Below are 20,738 nucleotides of genomic sequence, written 5' to 3' on the forward strand. Positions count from 1 at the left end.
ATGACAACTTTGAAAACAATACTTGGGTTGAGTACAGTAGTTATGCTGGTGGGTTGTCAGGTCAAGCCAAGTGATGAACCTTTGACGCAGCTGAATGGTTCTGAAATCAAGGCTTTATTTGTAGGCAAAACCGTTGAATCATTCAACGTCATATCCGGTAGCAGCAGTTTCACGTACTACGCTAAAAATGGGCAGATTCAGCAGGAGCGATACTGGGAAGAGAGAAAGGGTGTCTGGAAAGTAAATAACAAAGACGAAATCTGTTTAAGTATGGAAGGCAAAGAATTCCGCTGTCGAGGCATCTATCGACAAGGCGATAAAATCTATAAGTATAGGCTGAGTGACGCTGGACAGTTAGAGAAGGTTATTCGGTATAGACAGTTTATCGATGGAAATACGCTGGAATAAAAAAAATCCCCGGCTTGCCGGGGACCTTTTTATGCTTAACCTCGCTTCTGAAGCGCTTCGATTCGCTTATCAAGCGGAGGGTGGCTAGACATTAATTCCATCAGGCCAGACTTCATATGGCTGCTAATACCAAAGGCAGTTAGCTGGCCAGGCATCTGATCTGGCATTTCATATTCAGCTTTCAAACGTTGCAGTGCACCGATCATCGCATGGTTGCTAGATAGGTCTGCTCCTGCTTCATCTGCTCTGAACTCGCGGTAACGAGAGAACCAAGAAACAACAAACGAAGCCAAAATTCCAAAAATGATTTCGAAGACAATTACAGTAATGAAGTAACCAATACCAGTACCTGGCTGGCTTTCTTCATCGTTACTTTTTAGGAAGCTATCTACTGCGTAGCCTGCAATGCGAGCAAAGAACATTACAAAAGTATTTATAACGCCTTGTACTAAACTCATTGTAACCATATCACCGTTAGCTACATGGCCAATCTCATGGGCCATTACAGCCTTTACTTCCTCTTTCTGGAAGCGCTGTAACAGACCTAAGCTAACTGCAACTAATGCGTCATTCTTGTTCCAACCTGTTGCAAATGCATTTGCTTGTTGAGCTGGGAAAATACCGACTTCCGGCATTTTAATACCCGCTTTTTCTGAAAGCTCAGCAACAGTATCTAAAAGCCATTGTTCATCAGAGTTACGTGCTTGGGTAATGATCTCTGTACCTGTTGTCATTTTCGCCATTTTCTTAGATAGGAATAGCGAGATGAATGAACCTGCAAAACCGAAGACTGCACAGAAGATCAGCAAACTGGTCATATTAAGGCCAGCACCGGAAACATAGTGGTCAACACCCAGTAGATTAAGGGTAATGCTGGCAACGATTAGCACAGCGATGTTAGTTAATAGAAATAAGCCGATACGCATCATAAGTGAAAGATTTCCTATTGTTTAACCTCATTGCTTAGATAGGGGTGAATGATAAAAGTTTCAAGTCTATTTGTCCTGTTATTGCTGGTGTCCATTTGCGCCCGAGCCTATAATTTAGCCCCTTTTTATGACCCTTTGGATACAGGATCTCAGATGCAGCAAGTCTTAACAGTCGTAAAGCAGCAAATACCATTAGCGATGGGTGAATCGCGCCGGATTTTTCATGGCCGTGGGCACTGTTTTCCGGGGTTTGAGCATCTGGTAATTGACTGGTTTCCTCCTTATGCCGTAGCTCGGTTGTATAAAGAAGTTGAACCTGAGTGGGTTACTGAATTAAGCGATACTTTAAAGAGTGTAGATGAAATCGAAGGCTTGGTGATTCAGCAGCGCTCTCGAGGTAAAGAAGCGCAGCAAAATGTTGCTTGGGGCTCAGTGCCTGAGCAGATGAATACGATGGAACTTGGCCTGTTTTATCAGGTCAAACCTCAACGCAATCAAAATAGTGGTTTGTTTTTGGATATGCGTGAGGGGCGTAAATGGGTGATGCACAATGCGGGTGGTAAACACGTGCTAAACTTATTCTCATATACTTGCGCTTTCTCGGTTGCAGCCCTTGCCGGTGGTGCTGATCAGGTAGTGAATGTAGATATGTCCAGGGGCGCTATCAATACCGGTCGGGAAAATCACCTTTTAAATGGCTTAGAAGGAGACCGGGTTAAATTTTTGGCGTACGATCTCTTTAGGTCTTGGAAGCGCGTGAGACAGTACGGTCCTTATGATTTGATCGTAATCGATCCGCCAAGTTTCCAGCCGGGAAGTTTTGTGGCAGAAAAAGACTATCGTAAGGTTATTCGTCGTTTGAACGAATTAACTAAAGAGGGTGGGCAGGTTTTGGCTTGCCATAACGACCCGAAAAATGGCACTGAGTTTTTAAAGAACTTGATGTTAGAAGAGTGCCCAGATTTTAAGTTTGTAGAACGTTTAAAAAATCCAGAAGATTTTCCGGAAGCCGAACCCGAAAAAAGCCTTAAAGTGTTGTTGTACGTAAGGGAGAACTGAGTGGAGTTAATTTGTATTGATTTGGAAGCAAGTGGGTTAGGCGCTGAGTCTTATCCTATCGAAATCGCTTGGATCAATGATGAGACAGGCGAACAAGATAACTTTCTGATTAATCCAGATTCTGCAGCCGGATGGCGATATTGGGATGAATATGCTGAAGAGATGCACGGCATAGAGCGAGAAGAAGCGGTAAGCAAAGGTCTTGATATTAAGCAGGCTTGCTCACGTTTAAATCAAAAGCTTAAAGGTAAAACGCTGATTAGCGATGCATTTGAATTTGATCTATTTTGGTTAACTCGTTTATTTGAAGCGACGGGCATTCAGCCGAGTTTCCGTATGGCGGGGTTAGATCGAATATTGAGTAAAGAACAGCTTATTCAGTTTGGCTTTTTGGCCAAAGCTCAATTTCGTCGTCATCGTGCGTTGCAAGATGTAAGAGATATTATCTCTTGTATTAAAGCCGTTACAGCAACCGGTACTGAACCGGTTTAACGATAAGAGAAACAAAAAAGGCAGCCTAAGCTGCCTTTTTAAATGTTGAAGTGAAGCTAATCAGCTAAACCATCTAAACCTGATTCAAGATTTAGTGCTTCTTCTAGATCACCTGATGTATCTGCTGATACACCTGCAAGTGTGGCGACATCTTTAGGGTAATTACTTTGTAGTGTATCGATATTGTCTTCATTGCGGATAGCCGAATTCACAACGCAAGCTAGATTGACCACTGCAGCCAGTGCTGATGGCTCTTCGAAAGAGGTTGCTTGTTTGTGTTGGCGAACAGCAATGCCTAGCTCTTTCGGAAAGCTCCACATATCTAATAAAGCTTGTCCTGCTTCAGGCGCTGTGAAGCCTAAGTGCTCGATTTCTGCGTCACAGCGGCTGCAACTTGAATTATCTATTGTTGCTTGAATTTCCTGTGCACGTATTGGTTGGGATAGGTGTAACAGAAGACGGCCAATGTTATGAATTAAGCCAGCGGTAAAGGCAATGTCAGGATCAACTTCTGTATCTCGTTCAGCAAACCATTTTGATAGAGCTGCCACGCGGAATGATTCGCTCCAGAATTTCTTCAGGTCTAACCCTTCCACTTCTTTAACAGAGCCAGCAATACCCGAAGCGATAACAAGCGTTTTGAGTCGCACCATGCCAAGCATTACGACTGCTTCATCAATAGATGATACTTTGCGTCTTAGACCGAAATGGGCAGAGTTTACGAGGCGCAGAATTTTTAGAGACAGTGTCTGATCTTGTGCAACTTTTTCAGCAATTTCGCCATAATCTGCAGCAGGGTTGTTTAATTGCTGAATTAACTGTCTTACGACTTCAGGAACGTTGGGCAGTTTGTCTGTTTGCTCAAGTAGTTCGCGAATCTCCATGTGCACTCCTTAGAGATAAGATTCATATGATTGAGCTTATTTAACACCCATACCTGTATCAACATAAAGCTCTAATTAGATAATTAGAGATCTATGAGTTTTTTTGCAAGAAGTTTTTGATTTTTAGGCAAAAAAAAAGCGGCTGGTGGCCGCTTTTTAATCAATTAGTCCTCATTTAGGACTAAGCCTTCTATCTGAGATCGAATGCCTTCGTACTGTCCCATCTCTTCTGGCATAAAGTAAAGTTTGTAGTAACAACGGTCCACTAAACGGCCTTTTTTGTCGTTAACCGTTTCTTTGTAGGAGCCATATAGGTAGTTCATTTGTACGTGAATAACACGGGTATGAGGAGGTATGGTTACCTCATGATGTTCGAGGTCGTAACGGATCTTAGACTCTTTAATTGTATAGAAAGAGACTTCTGCGACATGATTTAGGTTGATGAGAAAGTTGGATGTAACGGGAACAAGGTGGCGCTGCTCTAGGCCGTTGTGTTCCATATAGATACCGCAGTTTTTTCTTACCTTTATAAACATTGATTATCCTATTTACTCTAAAGGCGAATACACAATATTGAGCTTAGTCTAGGATGGTCTTATTACAATGACATTACAAAAAAAACGGCCATCGAAGATGGCCGTTCTGTTTATTGCTCGTAGGTTTTGAGGAAGGTGCCTATCCTTTCGATAGCGTCCTGAAGCTCATCCTTACGAGGTAAGAATACCAACCGGAAATGTTGAGTATCCGGCATGTTAAAGCCGCTGCCTTGCACAATAAGGACTTTCTGTTGAAGTAGCAGATCTAAAGCCATCTTCTCGTCATTCTTGATCGGATAAACCTCTGGATCTAATTTAGCGAACAGATACAGTGCGCCTTCTGGTTTCGTACAGCTTACACCTGGGATCTCGTTAAGCATCTTCCAAGCTAGATTACGCTGCTCGTAAAGTCGACCACCCGATACAATCAATTCATTGACGCTCTGGTATCCACCTAGTGCTGTTTGGATAGCATGCTGAGTTGGTACGTTGGAGCAAAGGCGCATGCTAGAGAGCATCTCCAAGCCCTCGATGTAATCACGGGCATTGTGCTTCGGACCGCTTACAATCATCCAACCAGAACGGAAACCTGCTGCTCGATAGGATTTAGATAGACCGTTGAAGGAGATGCACAGAACGTCATCAGCTAGTGATGCTAGCGGAGTGTGAACCGCGTCATCGTATAAAATTTTGTCATAAATCTCGTCTGCGAAGATGATCAGATTATGCTCACGGGCAAGTTCTATGATCTGTTCAAGTACGGCTTTTGGATATACAGCGCCCGTTGGATTATTTGGGTTAATAACCACGATACCTTTTGTGCGATCAGTAATTTTACTGCGCATATCTTCAATATCCGGAGCCCAATCTTTCTCTTCATCACAACGGTAATGGATTGGGTTACCGCCGCTCAGGCTTACTGCAGCTGTCCAAAGCGGGTAGTCAGGCGCAGGAATCAGCATCTCATCGGTATCGTTTAGCAACCCTTGCATTGCCATGACGATAAGTTCTGAAACGCCATTGCCAATGTAGATATCTTCAATGCCTACATTCTTAATTCCGTTCTTCTGACACTCTTGCATCACCGCTTTACGGGCGGAAAACAAGCCTTTTGAATCACAGTAACCTTGGGAGGCGGGTAGATTCAAAATAACGTCCTGTACAATCTCTTCAGGCGCGTCGAAACCCCATGGGGCGGGATTGCCAATGTTTAATTTAAGGATTCGTTGTCCTTCTTCTTCAAGACGTTTAGCTTCCTGAAGTACTGGACCACGAATGTCGTAACACACATTGATCAGCTTGTTTGATTTACGGATTACTGGCATTTTATTGTCCTGCAAACCTAGCCGGGAATCTCTGCGGCTAGATGTTGTCCTATGCATAGAGACCTAGGTTGTATGGTATAAGCCTCAGAAAAAAAAGAGACTAATCATACGCCTTTTATTTGTTGAAACCTAGGGAAATGGCGTACTGCAGGCTTTTTTATTATCAGGGAGATTGTATGGCTGAAAAAAACCAAAAGGTCGTTCATTCTGAGCAAGAGTGGCAAGATCGTTTGAGCCCCGAGCAATATCGAATCTGTCGCCAAAAGGGCACAGAGCGTGCTTTTACGGGTGAATATTACAATAACCAGCAAAGCGGGGAGTATCGTTGTATCTGTTGTGGAACCCCGTTGTTTGGATCAGAGCAAAAATACGATTCAGGAAGTGGTTGGCCGAGTTTTTGGCAGCCGGTCGAGGAAGGAACTATAGACGAGCACAGTGATGCAACTCACGGCATGGTGCGTGTAGAGATCACTTGTGCGACGTGTGATTCACATTTAGGGCACGTATTTACGGATGGGCCGCAACCAACCGGCCTCCGGTATTGTGTGAACTCTGCATCCTTAGATTTTGTAAAAAAGTGAAATAGTAAATGAAATCCTTCCAATGGATTTACGAACATGTTCAGGCTCATTACCCAGATCAAGATGTAGAAGCGCTCTTGCCTGTAGCTAAAAGTGAGTTAGAGCTAGTGCAAGTGACTGATGATCGATTGTTCAGCGACATGATGCGTAGGGTGTTTCGCGCAGGGTTGAAACACTCTTTAGTTGATTCTAAATGGCCCGCGTTTGAACAAGCTTTTTTTGGATTTGATCCAGTAAAAGTGAGCTTGATGAGCGACGAACAGTTAGAAAATTTAATGCAGAATGATCAACTGATCAGGCATTGGGGCAAGATTAAAGCAACTCGTGTGAATGCTTTGATGGTTACAGACCTTGCTAGTAAGCATGGTAGTTTTGCGCAGTTGGTCGCTCATTGGGCGGTCGAAGATATTATTGGTTTATGGGATTTGCTCAAAAAACAAGGTCAGCAATTGGGTGGAAATTCAGGAAGCTATTTTTTGAGAATGATCGGCAAAGATACGTTTATTTTGACCGATGATGTTGTTGCTGGACTGAAAGCTCAAGGAATTATTGAGAAAAAGCCAACAGCGAAAAGGGATTTGAAGCTCGTTCAAGAGTGTTTTAATCAATGGCGAGAAGAGTCTGGTAGGCCTATGTGTCAGATTAGTCGTTTGCTCTCTCATACTGTTGGTTGGTAGAAAATAAAAAAGCCTGCGTCTTAACAGATAGCAGGCTTTTTTATTGTAATTTCTAACGATTAGTTAAACTGAATGAAATCTATTAGTTGTTGATCATTCATTGCTAGGTTCATCACGCTGGAAAAAAGATCATTTACCAACCTCTCGTTTTCTTCCTCTGAAGGTACGCCCACAAAAGTCTGCTGTTTATCTGCTGTATAAGTACCGGTGTAACTCTTGTTATCTTTGCTTACCGTTACCTTTAACTTGGTATCTAAGTTCACAGTCTGTTTTATTTTTGATTCAGAAGCGCGGTAATTAAGTTCAATAAGGCTGATGGTTAGATTAAATTCACCACCGTAGAAGCGAACGATTCCCATATCTTCCAATGCGTGTTCAGTCGTATGCTGCAGAAGATGAAGGCTATCTTTTAATACAATAGATGGTGCATCTGCTTCACCTGTATAGCGGTAGCCAATGACTGAATCTGCTCTTAAGTCTTTCGGAATAATTTCTATACGCTTTTCTTTACTTAATACTCTAGAGATTTGGATCTGCGGGTGTAGATCTAGCGTTTGTGAATTAAATGTCATGCAACCGGTTAAGGTGCTAGTGGCTAATATGGCTAGTAATCCGGTTACTAATAAACGTATCTGTTTCAACTTAACTTACTCCGTATCAGGAATTAGACGGGGGGTTAATGAATTAAGAAAGTCGGCTAAGTTGTCTGCCAACTTTCTGATAGGCGGTTTACCTGGGCGCTCTAACCAGACCTCTCCACTAAAATTATCGACACTGATAAAAAAGTCTTCATCTGGTTCCGGGCAGGCTATAAAAAAGGTCAGAGGTCTTTTTTGTTGACGTTTAGAAAGTGCGTGGCCAATTAGATTGCTGCGTAAGCGCTCCATATCTTCATCATTCCAAACTTGTATCAGGCTGAGATCGCCATCACTGCAGCTAGCTGGTAGTGGATCTGACCAGTAACGGCAGTAGTAATCGATAATGTCTTGATTAATGGATTCTTCTAGAGCCTCCTCTAATCGAGTAAACATATCGCTTGGGGACGTCTGTAGTGTTGGCCACCAAGATACAGTAACTCCATCTTTAGCTTGGGTAGCGTAGCACTTTGAAGGCCAATCTGAATTGAATCGGATTAGAGGGGGCTGCGCCTGCATGGCATCAAGCTTCTCCATAAAACTATCTAAAGCTGAAACGGTGGGGGAGACTGGCATATAACACTCTCTATATAAATCGCTGATCAGTGAACGATTCTAACTTAATTCAGGGATGTGGAAATATCTTTATAAGTAAGTGAATCGTATTTGTTGGGAAAAATGAGTAGTTGGTAAGTTGATATGTGTAGGATGATTTTTGAACAGTTTAATGGAACATACTGTTTTGCTTTGATTTATTCTAACTTACTGATTTTGTACAAAGAATGTGCAATCAAAAAGAATGAAATTTTTTTTGTTTAAACGTTTGACATGGGGAACAAAACCCGTAAAATTCGCACTCCGTTTGGGGCAGTAAGTAACTGTCTTGGACGAACAATGTGGAGCGGTAGTTCAGTTGGTTAGAATACCTGCCTGTCACGCAGGGGGTCGCGGGTTCGAGTCCCGTCCGTTCCGCCAACTTCTCTTTCGAAGTGCTGAAAGAGTCGTAATAAGCCATCTGCTTAGTGGGCGTGTAGCTCAGTTGGGAGAGCGTCGCCCTTACAAGGCGAATGTCGGGAGTTCGAGCCTCTCCACGCCCACCACTAAGCACTACTGTCGAGCGATAGTTTGATGGTAGAAGCCTGTCACTGCCAAGGTAGAGACAGGTCACGGGTTCGAGTCCCGTATACAATGTGGAGCGGTAGTTCAGTTGGTTAGAATACCTGCCTGTCACGCAGGGGGTCGCGGGTTCGAGTCCCGTCCGTTCCGCCAACTTCTCTTTCGAAGTGCTGAAAGAGTCGTAAATAAGCCATCTGCTTAGTGGGCGTGTAGCTCAGTTGGGAGAGCGTCGCCCTTACAAGGCGAATGTCGGGAGTTCGAGCCTCTCCACGCCCACCACTAGGCACTACAATGTGGAGCGGTAGTTCAGTTGGTTAGAATACCTGCCTGTCACGCAGGGGGTCGCGGGTTCGAGTCCCGTCCGTTCCGCCATTTATGCCCTTTGGGTAACTTCTCTTTCGAAGCGCTGAAAGAGTCGCAAATAAGCCATCTGCTTAGTGGGCGTGTAGCTCAGTTGGGAGAGCGTCGCCCTTACAAGGCGAATGTCGGGAGTTCGAGCCTCTCCACGCCCACCACTAAGCACTATTGTCGAGCGATAGTTTGATGATAGAAGCCTGTCACTGCCAAGGTAGAGAGAGGTCGCGGGTTCGAGTCCCGTATACAATGTGGAGCGGTAGTTCAGTTGGTTAGAATACCTGCCTGTCACGCAGGGGGTCGCGGGTTCGAGTCCCGTCCGTTCCGCCAACTTCTCTTTCGAAGTGCTGAAAGAGTCGTAAATAAGCCATATGCTTAGTGGGCGTGTAGCTCAGTTGGGAGAGCGTCGCCCTTACAAGGCGAATGTCGGGAGTTCGAGCCTCTCCACGCCCACCACTAAGCACTACTGTCGAGCGATAGTTTGATGGTAGAGGCCTGTCACTGCCAAGGTAGATAGAGGTCGCGGGTTCGAGCCCCGTATACAATGTGGAGCGGTAGTTCAGTTGGTTAGAATACCTGCCTGTCACGCAGGGGGTCGCGGGTTCGAGTCCCGTCCGTTCCGCCATTTATGCCCTTTGGGTAACTTCTCTTTCGAAGTGCTGAAAGAGTCGTAAATAAGCCATATGCTTAGTGGGCGTGTAGCTCAGTTGGGAGAGCGTCGCCCTTACAAGGCGAATGTCGGGAGTTCGAGCCTCTCCACGCCCACCACTAAGTACCTTCCTTGTATTACTTATATTTCCTATTTATTAAATTTCTGCACCAAGACTTTTGAGTTGTTTACTTAAAGGCTGTATCTGTTACCCTTTCGTTTTGTGAGTCTATGTGCTTATAGCGTAAATAACGCTAGACAATATGTTTCCTGGAATAAAAATAAAAGAGATGGGAATACCTCAGTGAATTATGTGGATGAAACCGTGCTTGTATCACTCTGTCCAGACCCAGTTATAGGGGTTGATGGCTCAGGGGTTGTTCAGTTGTTTAATGCGGCAGCTGAGAAGCTTTTGGGTTATTCGGCTGAAGAAGTTATTGGAAAAGTTAGTATTGCGTCAATCTATCCGAGTTTAGAGGAGGCGAAAGAGATTAAACGACTTTTGCTATCCGACTCGTATGGAAAGCCTGGAAGTATTGAGGGTTATGAGGCTAAGCTGGCTTGTAAGGATGGAGCGGTCGTACCGATTCGTTTATCAGCTGCGATTGTTGATAAAGATGAAGGTGGCAGTATTGGTTTCTTCCATGATTTGACGGAGAGGCAAAGTTTAGAGCAGCAATTGCATAAACTTTCTGTTACAGATGAGTTAACAGGTCTGTTTAACCAACGACATTTCTACACTGTGATGGCGCAAGAGTTGGATCGTGCTAAGCGCTACAACCATCCTTTAAGTTTGATCTGCTTTGATCTGGATAATTTTAAAAAGGTTAATGATTCTCTTGGCCACCTTGAAGGGGATCGTGTTTTAAGGCTTATTGGCGAGATTCTTCGGGAAACCTTGCGAGCATCAGATGTGGCTGTTCGATATGGTGGTGATGAATTTATGGTGTTGTTACCTGAGACCGATATTGATGCAGCAGCTAAGACTTCTGAGCGGATTAGAATGATGTTTAATTCTAAGTGTTCGTTTAGCGTTGATCATGATACGGATTCTCTGATCAAGGTTTCAGTTAGCCTTGGAGTGACTGAGACAAACGGTATGGAAAATCCAGATCAAATTGTTCAAAGATCAGATCTGGCAATGTATGAATCTAAAAGTTCGGGCGGGAATAGTACTTTCTTGATTAAGCAGCATATTGGTAATTTAGTTCAGACCGATAGCGCTTAAATAGGGCAGCCTAGATGATGCTGTTATTGTTCTTCAGCATCATCTAGACATTCATCGTCTTCATATTCATCAATATTAAGCAGCAGTAATTCTTCGATATAGTCTTCCACGCTTTTCTTCCTCTGTAATTTAATGTTCTTTTAAAGTACTTCATTTATATTTCAATAATGTTGCAGTGCTAATTAATTAAAATGCTACTTCAAAATCCCGTGTTCCCCGTACAGTTTTTAGAAACCGATGAGACTATTCAGGCGGGGGTTAAGCTTTACCTGCTTCGTTTAGATCTAACTGATGAAATAGTCAGCGGTAACAAGTGGTTTAAGTTGAAGTACAACCTGCAGCATGCCCTTGAAAATGGCTACTCGTGCGTCCTTAGTTTTGGTGGGGCGTATTCTAATCATATTCACGCCTTAGCTAAGGCTGGATCCTTGTCTGGGATAAAAACCATGGGTGTTATTCGGGGTGAGCCAGAGTATGCGGATAATCCAACCTTAAGAGATGCGAAAGCATGGGGGATGGAGTTGTGTTTTGTTAATCGTCAGGAATATCGTCAGCGGCATGATTCCGAATACCTTAAGACTTTAAAGGCTCGCTTTTCTAACCCTTTGATCGTGCCGGAAGGGGGCAGTAATAAATTTGCTGTGCAGGGCGCACGAGAAATAATCACGCCTGAGATCCTAGCTAAGGTTAATCCTGATCAAATTGTGCTGGCTTCTGGCACAGGTGGGACCTTAGCTGGTGTGGCTTTGTCTGTTCCTGATATTCCGGTTTTAGGTATACCTGTGCTGAAAAAGGCAGATTTTCTGTTTTCGGATATTGAAAACCTTATGACTGAATCCGGTGCAGATCCCACTGATAACTGGGATTTAGATCTGGAAGGGCATGGTGGTGGCTATGCTAAAGTGTCTAATGATCTGATAGCTTTCATGGATTTTATGCTGAAAGAGCATCAGCTTCCGCTAGACCAGATTTATACTGCAAAAATGCTTAGTCACCTGTTGAAGAGAATTGAGCGTGGTGATTATGCAGAAGGAAGTACTATTTTGGCTATTCATACCGGTGGTCTGCAAGGAGCCCGAAGTCTAGCTTAAGCTTGATTAGCGCCAAATTGCGGTTTTGGTCATAAAGAATCATTGAAAAGAATCTGAAAAATCAGTTAGATAGAATCTGGTTTTTCATACAAACGTTAATCCGGAGAGATAATGGATTACTTTCGTAATATTGGTCTAATTGGGCGTTTAGGTAGTAAATCAGTTATAGATACACTCAAGCACCTTATTCGCTTTTTAGGTGATCGCGGTCTGAATACTATTATTGATGAGCGAATCGCTGAAGTTATGCCAGGTCATGGCCAACAAACCAGCACACAGAAAATGATGGGCGAAATCTGCGACCTCGTTATTGTGGTTGGTGGGGACGGAAGTCTGTTGGGCGCAGCTCGTTCTTTAGCTCAGTACCATGTTCCAGTTCTTGGTGTGAATAGGGGTAATCTAGGTTTCCTAACTGATATCTCTCCAAATGAAATTGAAGAAAAAGTAGGCGAAGTACTAGAAGGTAAGTACACCGTTGATAGTCGCTTCCTGCTTGATGTTATTGTTAAGCGTGAAGGGGTACCTATTGGCGAAGCCACTGCGCTTAATGACTGTGTACTGCACCCAGGTAAAGCCGCACGAATGATTGAATTCGAACTGTATATTGAAGGGCAGTTCGTTTACACGCAAAAATCCGATGGCTTGATCATCTCTACGCCAACGGGTTCTACTGCTTATTCGCTATCTGGTGGCGGTCCAATTATGCACCCGAAGTTAGATGCTTTGGTACTGGTGCCTATGTTCCCGCATACGCTTTCTAGCCGTCCGATCGTGGTTAATGGCAATAGTGAGTTGAAGTTGGTAATTAGTCCAAATAATGGTGCTTACCCAACTGTATCTTGTGATGGTCAAAAAGATATTAGCTGTGCACCAGGGGATACGATTACGGTTCATAAAAAACCCCATAAACTGAAACTGTTACACCCGCTCAATTATGACTTCTATAGTACCTGCCGAGAGAAACTTGGTTGGGGTACTAAGCTCGGAGATTGATGTGACTGATCAGTTTAAAGGCTACGATCTGGTTGGTGATGTCCATGGCTGCGGCCTTAGCTTAGAGCTTTTGTTAAGCAAGTTAGGTTACAGCAAAAAGGATGGTGTCTACTGCCACCCAGAGCGCCAGATGATCTTTTTAGGTGACATTGTTGATCGCGGTCCTAGAATCCGTGAGTCTCTACATGTTGTTTACGATATGGTGCAATCGGGCGCTGCTCAGATTGTTATGGGAAACCATGAATTCAACTTTCTAAGTTACTGTACGGAAGGGCATGAGGGCAGTGGTCTTAGCTATCTACGTGAGCATAGTCCACGTCACCACCGTATTCTTGCTGAAACCCTAGAGCAGTTTGCCGATTACCCTGAAGAGCAAGAGATGTTCTTACAGTGGATTCGAGAGATGCCTATTTATCTAGAGTTCGAGCATTTCCGTGTTGTGCATGCTTGTTGGCATCAAAAGTTAATTGATCGGTTCGAGGGTGAATACCCGAATCATATTATCGATGATCGTTTTCTACACCGTTCATCTAAACGTGGCACCTTTGAATGGGCGCTGACTGATCGCTTGTTGCGCGGGACACACTTAAGCTTGCCTGATGGTGAGGTCATGGTGAGTAAAGACGGTTATCGCAGACGCTTCTTTAGAACCAAGTTTTGGTCTGCTGAGCCGGAATATTATGCAGATGTTGTGTTTCAGCCGGATCCTTTGCCGGAGCATATAGCTCGTTTGAAATTAACTAAGCAGGACCATAATGATCTTCTCTATTACGGTCCAGAAGAGAAGATGTTATTTATTGGTCACTATTGGCGGGAAGGGGTTCCTGAACCTATAACACCTAATATCGCATGTTTAGATTACAGTGCGGTTAAATACGGTAAGTTGGTTGCATATCGATTGGATGATGAAAAAACTATTCAGCCTGACAAATTTGTATGGGTTGATGTAAGAACCGAAATTGCCGATGAGTTGGGTCTCTAATGATTAAGGTGCTTTCTGTACCCTTAGGTGAAGATCTCACAGAGTTTACCCAAATCCTATGGCGCTACGAGGTGCCGCATAGGGTTGTTGAGCTTGAGCATACTCAAGAGGTTTGGATTGCTGTTGGGGTTGAGCCTGCGCAGATTGTCGCTTTATATGAGAAATGTCGCCGGGGTGAGAGCCTTGAAGGCTTTGTTTTAGCGATTCCTAAAGCGGTGGGGCAGACAGATCTTTTATCTCAAGTTAAACAGGCTTGGATGAGCTGTTTGTTGATTGCGAGCAGTTTATTACTGACCTTCTTAATCTCCTTTGGTGACAATTTAGAATGGCTGCGCTTATTCACGATTGCAGACATTGTTCAAAAAGATGGAAGTCTCTACAGTTCTGGTTTGGAAGGTACCGTCCAGTCATTCGAAGTATGGCGTTTTATTACGCCTATCTTTCTGCACTTTAGTGAGCTGCATATTGCGTTTAACGCCCTTTGGATCTGGATCGTGGGTAGCAGGATTGAGATCTATCAAGGCCGTGTAACTTTGTGTCTATTAATCCTGTTTTCCGGCGTTATCTCTAACATTGCGCAATATCACGATGCGGGGCCAATGTTTGGCGGTTTATCAGGTGTTGTTTTTGCCTTCCTTGGCTATGCGTGGTTGTGGGATAAAACCCAGTCTGATCATCGGATCGGCTTGCCTCAGAGTATTATGGGATTCTTAATTTTCTGGCTAGTGCTTGGCTATGCTGGTGTTCTAGAAGCACTGCAATTGGGTGCTATTGCAAATACCGCTCACCTAGTGGGTTTGCTAGCTGGTTTAGCATTTATTCCGTTTGGAAAGCTTTTAGCTACTAGGAGATAAAAAGTGGATCCTGTTTCACTGTCATTAGATCTTAACCATCGTTATCAAGGGCAGTGTGATCGACTTAACCAATTGCCAGAGTGTAATGTGACTGGTCGATATCAAGCCACCTCCTTAGGGCCTATCTGGGTAATGGAGGCTGGGCCTGAAGATGCGCCGCCATTAATCGCTCTGCATGGCTTGCATACACCTGCACCGTTTAACCTCGAGCTGCTATGGCCTTTGACTAAGCATTTTCGGGTAATTTCGCCTGATATTCCTGGGCAAGCAGGTAAAACTCCAGGTATTGCGCCAGTGCCTTCAAATAGTGCCTATGCCATGTGGCTCGATCAGCTTTTGGATGCTTTGGGTGTTGAGCAAGCACCTATGGTAGGGCTCTCGTTTGGTGGAGCGGTTTTACTTGATTTGGCTGCTTACAAGCCTGAGCGTATATCTGCTGCATCTTTGATTGTACCAGCGGGTTTTTCTCGGCCCTTGTGGCGGCCATTGAAAAAGCTGATTCTGCCTTTTATTGGCTTTAAAATTAATACCGACCAGCCGCATTTTGATCAGCTAATGAAACCGTTGATGGAAGATAACTGGCCTGAATTGGAACAGTATTATTATTCGACGTTTCAAGCGGGTATTCCTATGACGTTGATACCGCCGGGGCCATTTTCAAAAGCAGAGCTGTCCAGATTTAAATCGCCTGTACAGATTTTCAGTGCAAGTGAAGATATCTATTTCGATCCGGATCAGTTAGCTGAGCAAGCAAGATCGACTCTGGCAAACCTAAAACAGTTAAAAGAACTCGAAGATCTACATATCCCTTGTGAAGAGAATAGACGTTTGATTCAAGAACAAGTGGTCGCATTTATGCGGAATGAAATAGGGATGTGATAGACTTTGTAGATTCCAAATCAGGTGGTGAGACCTGATAAAAAGTAAGAGATTGATGATGACATACGAACAACTAATTCAAGCAATGACCCCTGATATGCATAAATCCCTTAAGCGTGCAGTGGAGTTGGGGAAATGGCCTGATGGACGTAAGTTAACGCCAGAACAACGTGATATCTGTATGCGTGCCGTTGTTGCTTATGACTTAGAGCACAAGCCAGAAGAAGAACGAGTTGGATATATTGATCGTACAAAACAAGACGGTTCTCAGCATGGTAAAGACCCATTGGCAGCCGATACGATTAAAATTCTGACTGACGATAAAAATTAATGCAGATTCTAGCGCAGGGTGCGCTACAAAAAATGCGCACCGAACTAACACTTGAAGGCGTTGTTTACAAATTACCTGTAGGTGACCAGGAAGTGCCAATGAATGAGCTCATTGGTAAACCTATCTCCTTAGAATACAAGGGTGCGATCAATTGCACTCATTGTGGGCGTAAAACTAACAAAAGCTTTAACCAAGGTTTTTGTTACCCTTGCTTTAAAAGTCTCCCTCAATGTGATCAATGCATAGTTAAACCTGAACTTTGCCATTTCCATGAAGGCACTTGTCGTGATGCCGGTTGGGGTGAGCAGTTTTGCTTCCAAGACCATTACGTTTATCTAGCTAACTCATCGGGTGTAAAAGTTGGTATTACCCGCGGCACTCAAATTCCAACACGTTGGATGGACCAAGGTGCTATTCAAGCATTGCCGATTCTGAAAGTAGCAACACGTTTGCAGTCAGGCAAAGTTGAGCGCCTTCTTGGCGAGCATGTAGCAGATAAAACTAACTGGCGCAAAATGCTTAAAAATGAAGTTGAGCCTTTAACGCTTGCTGAAATTCGTGATCAGCTTTTTGAAAAATGTAGTGAAGGTTTGGCGGAACTCGAACAGACTTTTGGTATCCAAGCTATTCAGCGTTTGCCAGATGCTGAACAAATAGAGATCAACTACCCTGTGTTGATTTACCCGACAAAAGTTACATCGTTTAATTTTGATAAAACGGCCGAAGTATCTGGCGTTTTGCAGGGGATAAAAGGGCAGTACCTGATCTTAGATACTGGCGTTATCAATATGCGTAAATTCACAGCGTATCAGGTATCTGTATCTGCCTGATAACTGACTAGGTGAAATCATGTCTCAAGAACCCAATGTTATTTACCTTAAAGACTATAAAGTTCCATCTTATCTGATAGAAACCACCGACCTGCGTTTTCAATTGTTTGAGCAGGAAACTCTGGTCACAGCAGAATTAAAAATCTGCCGAAATCCGAAGTGTGAGGATTTAACTCCGAAGCTAGTGCTATTCGGGCACCCAGAGCTAGAGTTATCGAATCTTTCGATTGATGGTGTCGAACACGTTGATTATCAGCGTGAAGGTGAAGAGTTGTTGCTTTCTGATCTGCCAGACAGCTTTACCTTAAAAACGCTGACAAAAATTCATCCGGAAACGAATACTGCATTAGAAGGTTTGTATAAATCAGACGGTATGTTCTGTACACAGTGTGAGGCCGAAGGCTTCCGCCGTATCACTTTCTATCCTGATCGTCCCGATGTGATGTCTGTCTTCAGCACAACAATTGAAGCTGAAAAACAGGCTTATCCAGTATTACTTTCCAATGGTAATTTGGTTGATAAAGGTGAGCTTGGTGATGGTCGTCACTGGGTCAAATGGGAAGACCCTTTCAGCAAGCCAGCTTATCTTTTTGCAATAGTAGCAGGCGATCTTCAGCATATTAAAGATACCTTTACGACCTCGTCCGGACGTGAAGTTGAGCTGCTCATTTATGCTGAGCAGAAAGACCTGAATAAATTAGATTACGCGATGCAGTCCCTGAAAAAGTCGATGGCTTGGGATGAGCAGGTTTACGGTCGTGAGTATGATCTAGATATCTATATGATTGTTGCGGTCGACTTCTTCAATATGGGAGCAATGGAGAATAAAGGTTTAAATATCTTTAATACTTCTTGTGTGCTTGCTCATCCTGCTACGACCACTGATATGGGTTTTCAGCGCGTTGAAGGGGTTGTGGCCCATGAATACTTCCATAACTGGTCGGGTAATCGTGTCACTTGTCGTGATTGGTTCCAGTTAAGTTTGAAAGAAGGCTTCACCGTATTCCGCGATGCAGAGTTCTCTGCTGATATGAACTCACGCACAGTGAAACGCGTAGAGGATGTTGGTGTACTGCGTACAGCTCAGTTTGCTGAAGATGCAGGCCCAATGGCACATCCAATCAGGCCAGCTTCGTTTATTGAAATTTCAAACTTCTACACCCTGACTATCTATGAAAAGGGCGCAGAAGTTGTGCGAATGATTCACACCTTATTAGGCCCTGAATTATTCCGTAAAGGTTCTGATCTTTATTTCGAGCGCCACGATGGTCAAGCGGTGACAACGGAAGAGTTTGTTTCTGCGATGGAAGATGCTTCGGGTAAAGATCTATCTCAGTTCCGCAATTGGTACTCTCAAGCCGGTACGCCGGAATTGCATGTTACTGATAGTTTTGATGCATCAACGGGCGATTATCAGCTTCATGTGGAGCAGCGCTGCCCAGCGACACCGGGTCAGGATGAGAAGCTACCATTCCATATCCCATTAGCTCTTGGCTTGCTTGATGAGAATGGTAAAGACCTTGTGTTGGCTAATGGTCAAAGCACTGAGGTGCTTAATATCACAGAGGCTCAGCAAACCTTTACATTTAAAGGCTTAACGGCGAAGCCAGTGCCTTCGTTATTGCGTGGATTTTCAGCCCCTGTGAAACTGTTCTATCCGTATCAGCGTGATGAGCTGATGTTCCTGATGGCAAATGACAGTGACGGCTTTAGTCGTTGGGATGCTGCTCAAAAGCTCGCAGTGGATATCATGCAAGGGTTAATTGCTGACTATCGTGAAGGTAAAACGTTGGAGTTAGATGAGCGTCTAGTGTCAGCGTACAAATCAATTCTGGAAACAGAAGGTTTGGATAAAGCAATGGTCAGCAAGGTGCTAACGCTGCCTTCAGAAGCTTATTTGTCTGAGCTAGCTGATGAGATTGATGTCGATGCTATCTACAACGTACGCAAGTTCGTACGTCATACATTAGCGGCAGAGCTAGAGGCTACATTGTTGCAGTGTTATCAAGATAATGACCTTGATCTGCAATATTCACCAGATTCTGACTCCATTGCTCGTCGAAGCCTGAAAAATCTATGTATATCTTATCTAACGTCCTTAGATAAACCTGAGTATCTAGAGCTTGCGCAAGCTCAATATGCTAAGTCGGATAACATGACCGATATGCAGGCGGCATTGGTGCAAGTGGCCCACTCTGAAAATGACAAGGCAGCTCAAGATTTATTGGATGATTTCTATGATCGTTGGAAGGATGAGAGTTTAGTGGTCAACATCTGGTTGTCTATCCAAGCCTCTAATCCAAAAGAGAAAGCTATTGATCGCGTTAAAGCATTGATGGAACATCCGGCGTTTGATGCTAAAAATCCGAACAAGTTGCGTTCTCTTATCTCTGTATTCTGTGCTCAGAACCCAGTTAATTTCCATGCGAAAGATGGTTCGGGTTACCAGTTCTTGGCTGATCGAATTATTGAGCTGAATGCTCAAAATCCGCAAGTAGCATCGAGAATGGTGACGCCATTGAGTCGTTGGAAGAAATATGACAAAGTGCGTCAAGCGCTTATGCTTAAAGAGCTAGAGCGCATTCGAGACAGTGGAAATCTATCAAAAGATGTCTTCGAAGTGGTGAGTAAAAGCTTGGCGTAAAAAAAAATGCAATATACGCCTTTAGCCGGGGGGACGGATGAGTTTACCTCGGCTATACTCGCTTAGGAATAAAGCTGAACATGCGTTATCTTGTTTAGCGCTATAACAAATAATAAAGATACGTTTTACCAAGGAAGCAACATGTCTAAATTACTATCTACTGAAGATAAATTCGACATCCAACAAAATTTCCGTCGCTACATGCGTTTGAAAGATAGTCATGAATCATCTACTGATGCCTACAAAAATGCCAAAGCTAACCGCATTTGGATTGCTGGCATTGTGTTAATGTTGTTTGCGCTAGCGTCTGAATTTTTCCTCGGTGCAGCAGCAGGTCTATTTGGTGTTTATTTTTACAATGTAATCACTAGTTGGTTAGACGCGAATTCTAGCGATGAAAGTTTAGAAGAGCTTGATCGTTGGTTCTCTACTAAGAGCCTTAAGTTTGAAGGTCGTATTCTTTACTTCAAACAAGATGATCTATTGGAAAACCCACTAGATCCATTTAACGAAGCTTGCTACGCAGTTGCAGAATAAAATCTGATCCAGATTTACTTGTGGGGTCGTAGAATGCCGAAAAGTGAAAGCTTTTCGGCATTTTTATTTGTGAGAAATTATTTGTGAGGAAGAGTTGTTAGATCTAAAAGAGAAGCGTGCTTGGATATTTGATCTTGATGGCACTTTAACTCAACCTGTTCATGATTTTGAACTGATTCGCCAGAAACTAGGTATAGATCCTAGTGATGATATTCTTGAATGTATTAAGCGTCAGCCTCCAGAGCGTCAGCGATGGATGAATGCTGAGCTTGATATTCTAGAAAGGGAATATGCATCCCAAGCAGCTCCTGCTGAAGGCGTGCTCGATTGCCTAGAAGTGATAGCTGCAGCTGATTGTCAGATGGGTATTCTTACCCGTAATACCCACGAATTAGCATTATTATCATTAAAGGCGATTGGTGCGGATACATTCTTCGAAAAGGCTCATGTTCTGGGTCGTGAAGACAGCCAGCCCAAGCCATCCCCTGAAGGTATTCATATACTATTAAAGCAGTGGGCATTGCCAAACCATTCAGGCGTAATGGTGGGGGATTTTCATTTGGATCTGTTGTCAGGGCGTGCAGCGGGTGTAAGTACTGTACATGTTGATCTGAAAGATCGTCACTGGCCGGAAGATACAGATATCAGAGTGAAAAACCTGTCTGAGTTAACATCATTACTGACCTTGGCTTAAACTTTTGTTTATACCTACCCCTTTGAAGCT

At 43.7% G+C, this 20,738-nt stretch carries 22 protein-coding genes and 10 tRNA genes; 26 read left to right on the forward strand and 6 right to left on the reverse strand.

Going from position 1 to position 20,738, the window contains the following annotated elements:
• Entirely contained in the window at positions 1-408 is a 408-nt protein-coding gene (locus ACMXYX_RS06225) for a hypothetical protein (protein ID WP_415897950.1), read from the forward strand.
• 35 nt (positions 409-443) lie between these two features.
• Here ACMXYX_RS06225 and htpX read toward each other — a convergent pair whose 3' ends face one another.
• Positions 444-1,337, reverse strand: coding sequence for a protease HtpX (gene htpX, locus ACMXYX_RS06230; RefSeq protein WP_415884143.1), 894 nt, complete (start codon positions 1,335-1,337; stop codon positions 444-446).
• Positions 1,338-1,490: 153 nt separating this feature from the next.
• Between htpX and ACMXYX_RS06235 the strand changes: the two genes are divergently transcribed.
• On the forward strand, positions 1,491-2,396 hold the full coding sequence (locus ACMXYX_RS06235; RefSeq protein ID WP_415897951.1) for a class I SAM-dependent methyltransferase: 906 nt from the start codon (positions 1,491-1,493) through the stop codon (positions 2,394-2,396).
• Complete coding sequence (locus ACMXYX_RS06240) at positions 2,397-2,888, forward strand: exonuclease domain-containing protein (protein WP_415884145.1); 492 nt, start codon at positions 2,397-2,399, stop codon at positions 2,886-2,888. It abuts the gene before it with no gap.
• Between the two features lie 56 nt (positions 2,889-2,944).
• Here the strand turns inward: ACMXYX_RS06240 and ACMXYX_RS06245 are convergent, their stop codons facing one another.
• From ACMXYX_RS06245 to ACMXYX_RS06255, 3 genes are all read right to left on the reverse strand, one after another.
• Complete coding sequence (locus ACMXYX_RS06245) at positions 2,945-3,772, reverse strand: HDOD domain-containing protein (protein WP_415884146.1); 828 nt, start codon at positions 3,770-3,772, stop codon at positions 2,945-2,947.
• A gap of 164 nt (positions 3,773-3,936) precedes the next feature.
• Entirely contained in the window at positions 3,937-4,308 is a 372-nt protein-coding gene (locus tag ACMXYX_RS06250; RefSeq protein WP_415884147.1) for a hypothetical protein, read from the reverse strand.
• Positions 4,309-4,418: 110 nt separating this feature from the next.
• A complete protein-coding gene (locus ACMXYX_RS06255) occupies positions 4,419-5,633 on the reverse strand; it encodes a pyridoxal phosphate-dependent aminotransferase (protein WP_415897952.1) in 1,215 nt (404 codons plus the stop codon).
• A 176-nt stretch (positions 5,634-5,809) separates the two neighbouring features.
• On the opposite strand from ACMXYX_RS06255, the gene msrB reads away from it, so the two are divergent.
• Complete coding sequence (gene msrB / locus ACMXYX_RS06260) at positions 5,810-6,214, forward strand: peptide-methionine (R)-S-oxide reductase MsrB (RefSeq protein WP_415897953.1); 405 nt, start codon at positions 5,810-5,812, stop codon at positions 6,212-6,214.
• Between the two features lie 8 nt (positions 6,215-6,222).
• Positions 6,223-6,891 (forward strand): DNA-3-methyladenine glycosylase I, encoded by a 669-nt coding sequence (locus ACMXYX_RS06265; RefSeq protein ID WP_415897954.1) that lies wholly within the window; start codon positions 6,223-6,225, stop codon positions 6,889-6,891.
• A 59-nt stretch (positions 6,892-6,950) separates the two neighbouring features.
• On the opposite strand, the gene ACMXYX_RS06270 is transcribed toward ACMXYX_RS06265, so the two are convergent.
• Together ACMXYX_RS06270 and syd are read right to left on the reverse strand one after the other, a co-directional pair.
• On the reverse strand, positions 6,951-7,532 hold the full coding sequence (locus ACMXYX_RS06270; RefSeq protein ID WP_415897955.1) for a YajG family lipoprotein: 582 nt from the start codon (positions 7,530-7,532) through the stop codon (positions 6,951-6,953).
• A 6-nt stretch (positions 7,533-7,538) separates the two neighbouring features.
• A complete protein-coding gene (gene syd / locus ACMXYX_RS06275; protein WP_415897956.1) occupies positions 7,539-8,102 on the reverse strand; it encodes a SecY-interacting protein in 564 nt (187 codons plus the stop codon).
• A 322-nt stretch (positions 8,103-8,424) separates the two neighbouring features.
• Here syd and ACMXYX_RS06280 point away from each other — a divergent pair.
• The 21 genes from ACMXYX_RS06280 to ACMXYX_RS06380 all read left to right on the forward strand — a co-directional run bounded on the left by ACMXYX_RS06280 (position 8,425) and on the right by ACMXYX_RS06380 (position 20,708).
• Positions 8,425-8,501 (forward strand) — tRNA-Asp (locus ACMXYX_RS06280).
• A gap of 49 nt (positions 8,502-8,550) precedes the next feature.
• Positions 8,551-8,626, forward strand: a tRNA-Val gene (locus ACMXYX_RS06285).
• A 92-nt stretch (positions 8,627-8,718) separates the two neighbouring features.
• Positions 8,719-8,795: transfer RNA gene (locus tag ACMXYX_RS06290), tRNA-Asp, on the forward strand.
• 50 nt (positions 8,796-8,845) lie between these two features.
• A tRNA-Val gene (locus ACMXYX_RS06295) sits at positions 8,846-8,921 on the forward strand.
• Between the two features lie 16 nt (positions 8,922-8,937).
• A tRNA-Asp gene (locus ACMXYX_RS06300) sits at positions 8,938-9,014 on the forward strand.
• A 67-nt stretch (positions 9,015-9,081) separates the two neighbouring features.
• A tRNA-Val gene (locus ACMXYX_RS06305) sits at positions 9,082-9,157 on the forward strand.
• A gap of 92 nt (positions 9,158-9,249) precedes the next feature.
• Positions 9,250-9,326: transfer RNA gene (locus ACMXYX_RS06310), tRNA-Asp, on the forward strand.
• Between the two features lie 50 nt (positions 9,327-9,376).
• Positions 9,377-9,452: transfer RNA gene (locus ACMXYX_RS06315), tRNA-Val, on the forward strand.
• Between the two features lie 92 nt (positions 9,453-9,544).
• Positions 9,545-9,621: transfer RNA gene (locus tag ACMXYX_RS06320), tRNA-Asp, on the forward strand.
• 67 nt (positions 9,622-9,688) lie between these two features.
• Positions 9,689-9,764: transfer RNA gene (locus tag ACMXYX_RS06325), tRNA-Val, on the forward strand.
• Positions 9,765-9,949: 185 nt separating this feature from the next.
• On the forward strand, positions 9,950-10,873 hold the full coding sequence (locus ACMXYX_RS06330) for a diguanylate cyclase (RefSeq protein WP_415897957.1): 924 nt from the start codon (positions 9,950-9,952) through the stop codon (positions 10,871-10,873).
• Positions 10,874-11,064: 191 nt separating this feature from the next.
• Complete coding sequence (locus ACMXYX_RS06335; RefSeq protein ID WP_415897958.1) at positions 11,065-11,964, forward strand: 1-aminocyclopropane-1-carboxylate deaminase/D-cysteine desulfhydrase; 900 nt, start codon at positions 11,065-11,067, stop codon at positions 11,962-11,964.
• A 111-nt stretch (positions 11,965-12,075) separates the two neighbouring features.
• Positions 12,076-12,957: an NAD(+) kinase gene (locus tag ACMXYX_RS06340; protein WP_415887726.1), complete on the forward strand. Its 882-nt coding sequence runs from the start codon at positions 12,076-12,078 to the stop codon at positions 12,955-12,957.
• A 1-nt stretch (position 12,958) separates the two neighbouring features.
• Positions 12,959-13,939 carry a metallophosphoesterase gene (locus ACMXYX_RS06345; protein ID WP_415884156.1) on the forward strand — a complete coding sequence of 327 codons (981 nt, stop codon included), beginning with the start codon at positions 12,959-12,961 and terminating at the stop codon, positions 13,937-13,939.
• A complete protein-coding gene (locus ACMXYX_RS06350) occupies positions 13,939-14,793 on the forward strand; it encodes a rhomboid family intramembrane serine protease (RefSeq protein ID WP_415906646.1) in 855 nt (284 codons plus the stop codon). Before ACMXYX_RS06345 ends, ACMXYX_RS06350 begins: the two co-directional genes overlap by 1 nt.
• Positions 14,794-14,796: 3 nt before the next feature.
• Entirely contained in the window at positions 14,797-15,672 is an 876-nt protein-coding gene (locus ACMXYX_RS06355) for an alpha/beta fold hydrolase (RefSeq protein WP_415897959.1), read from the forward strand.
• Between the two features lie 55 nt (positions 15,673-15,727).
• Entirely contained in the window at positions 15,728-16,003 is a 276-nt protein-coding gene (locus ACMXYX_RS06360; RefSeq protein ID WP_415897960.1) for a YeaC family protein, read from the forward strand.
• The gene (locus tag ACMXYX_RS06365; protein ID WP_415897961.1) at positions 16,003-16,833 is read left to right on the forward strand and encodes a DUF2797 domain-containing protein; all 831 of its coding nucleotides are present in this window, start codon (positions 16,003-16,005) and stop codon (positions 16,831-16,833) included. Before ACMXYX_RS06360 ends, ACMXYX_RS06365 begins: the two co-directional genes overlap by 1 nt.
• 19 nt (positions 16,834-16,852) lie before the next feature.
• The gene (pepN, locus tag ACMXYX_RS06370) at positions 16,853-19,477 is read left to right on the forward strand and encodes an aminopeptidase N (protein ID WP_415884161.1); all 2,625 of its coding nucleotides are present in this window, start codon (positions 16,853-16,855) and stop codon (positions 19,475-19,477) included.
• 141 nt (positions 19,478-19,618) lie between these two features.
• Positions 19,619-20,014 carry a hypothetical protein gene (locus tag ACMXYX_RS06375; protein ID WP_415884162.1) on the forward strand — a complete coding sequence of 132 codons (396 nt, stop codon included), beginning with the start codon at positions 19,619-19,621 and terminating at the stop codon, positions 20,012-20,014.
• A 94-nt stretch (positions 20,015-20,108) separates the two neighbouring features.
• Positions 20,109-20,708, forward strand: a complete 600-nt coding sequence (locus ACMXYX_RS06380; RefSeq protein WP_415884163.1) for an HAD family hydrolase — start codon at positions 20,109-20,111, stop codon at positions 20,706-20,708.
• Positions 20,709-20,738 lie beyond the last annotated feature (30 nt).

This window comes from Neptuniibacter sp. QD72_48 (assembly GCF_047778065.1).
Taxonomy (GTDB): Bacteria; Pseudomonadota; Gammaproteobacteria; order Pseudomonadales; family Balneatricaceae; genus Neptuniibacter.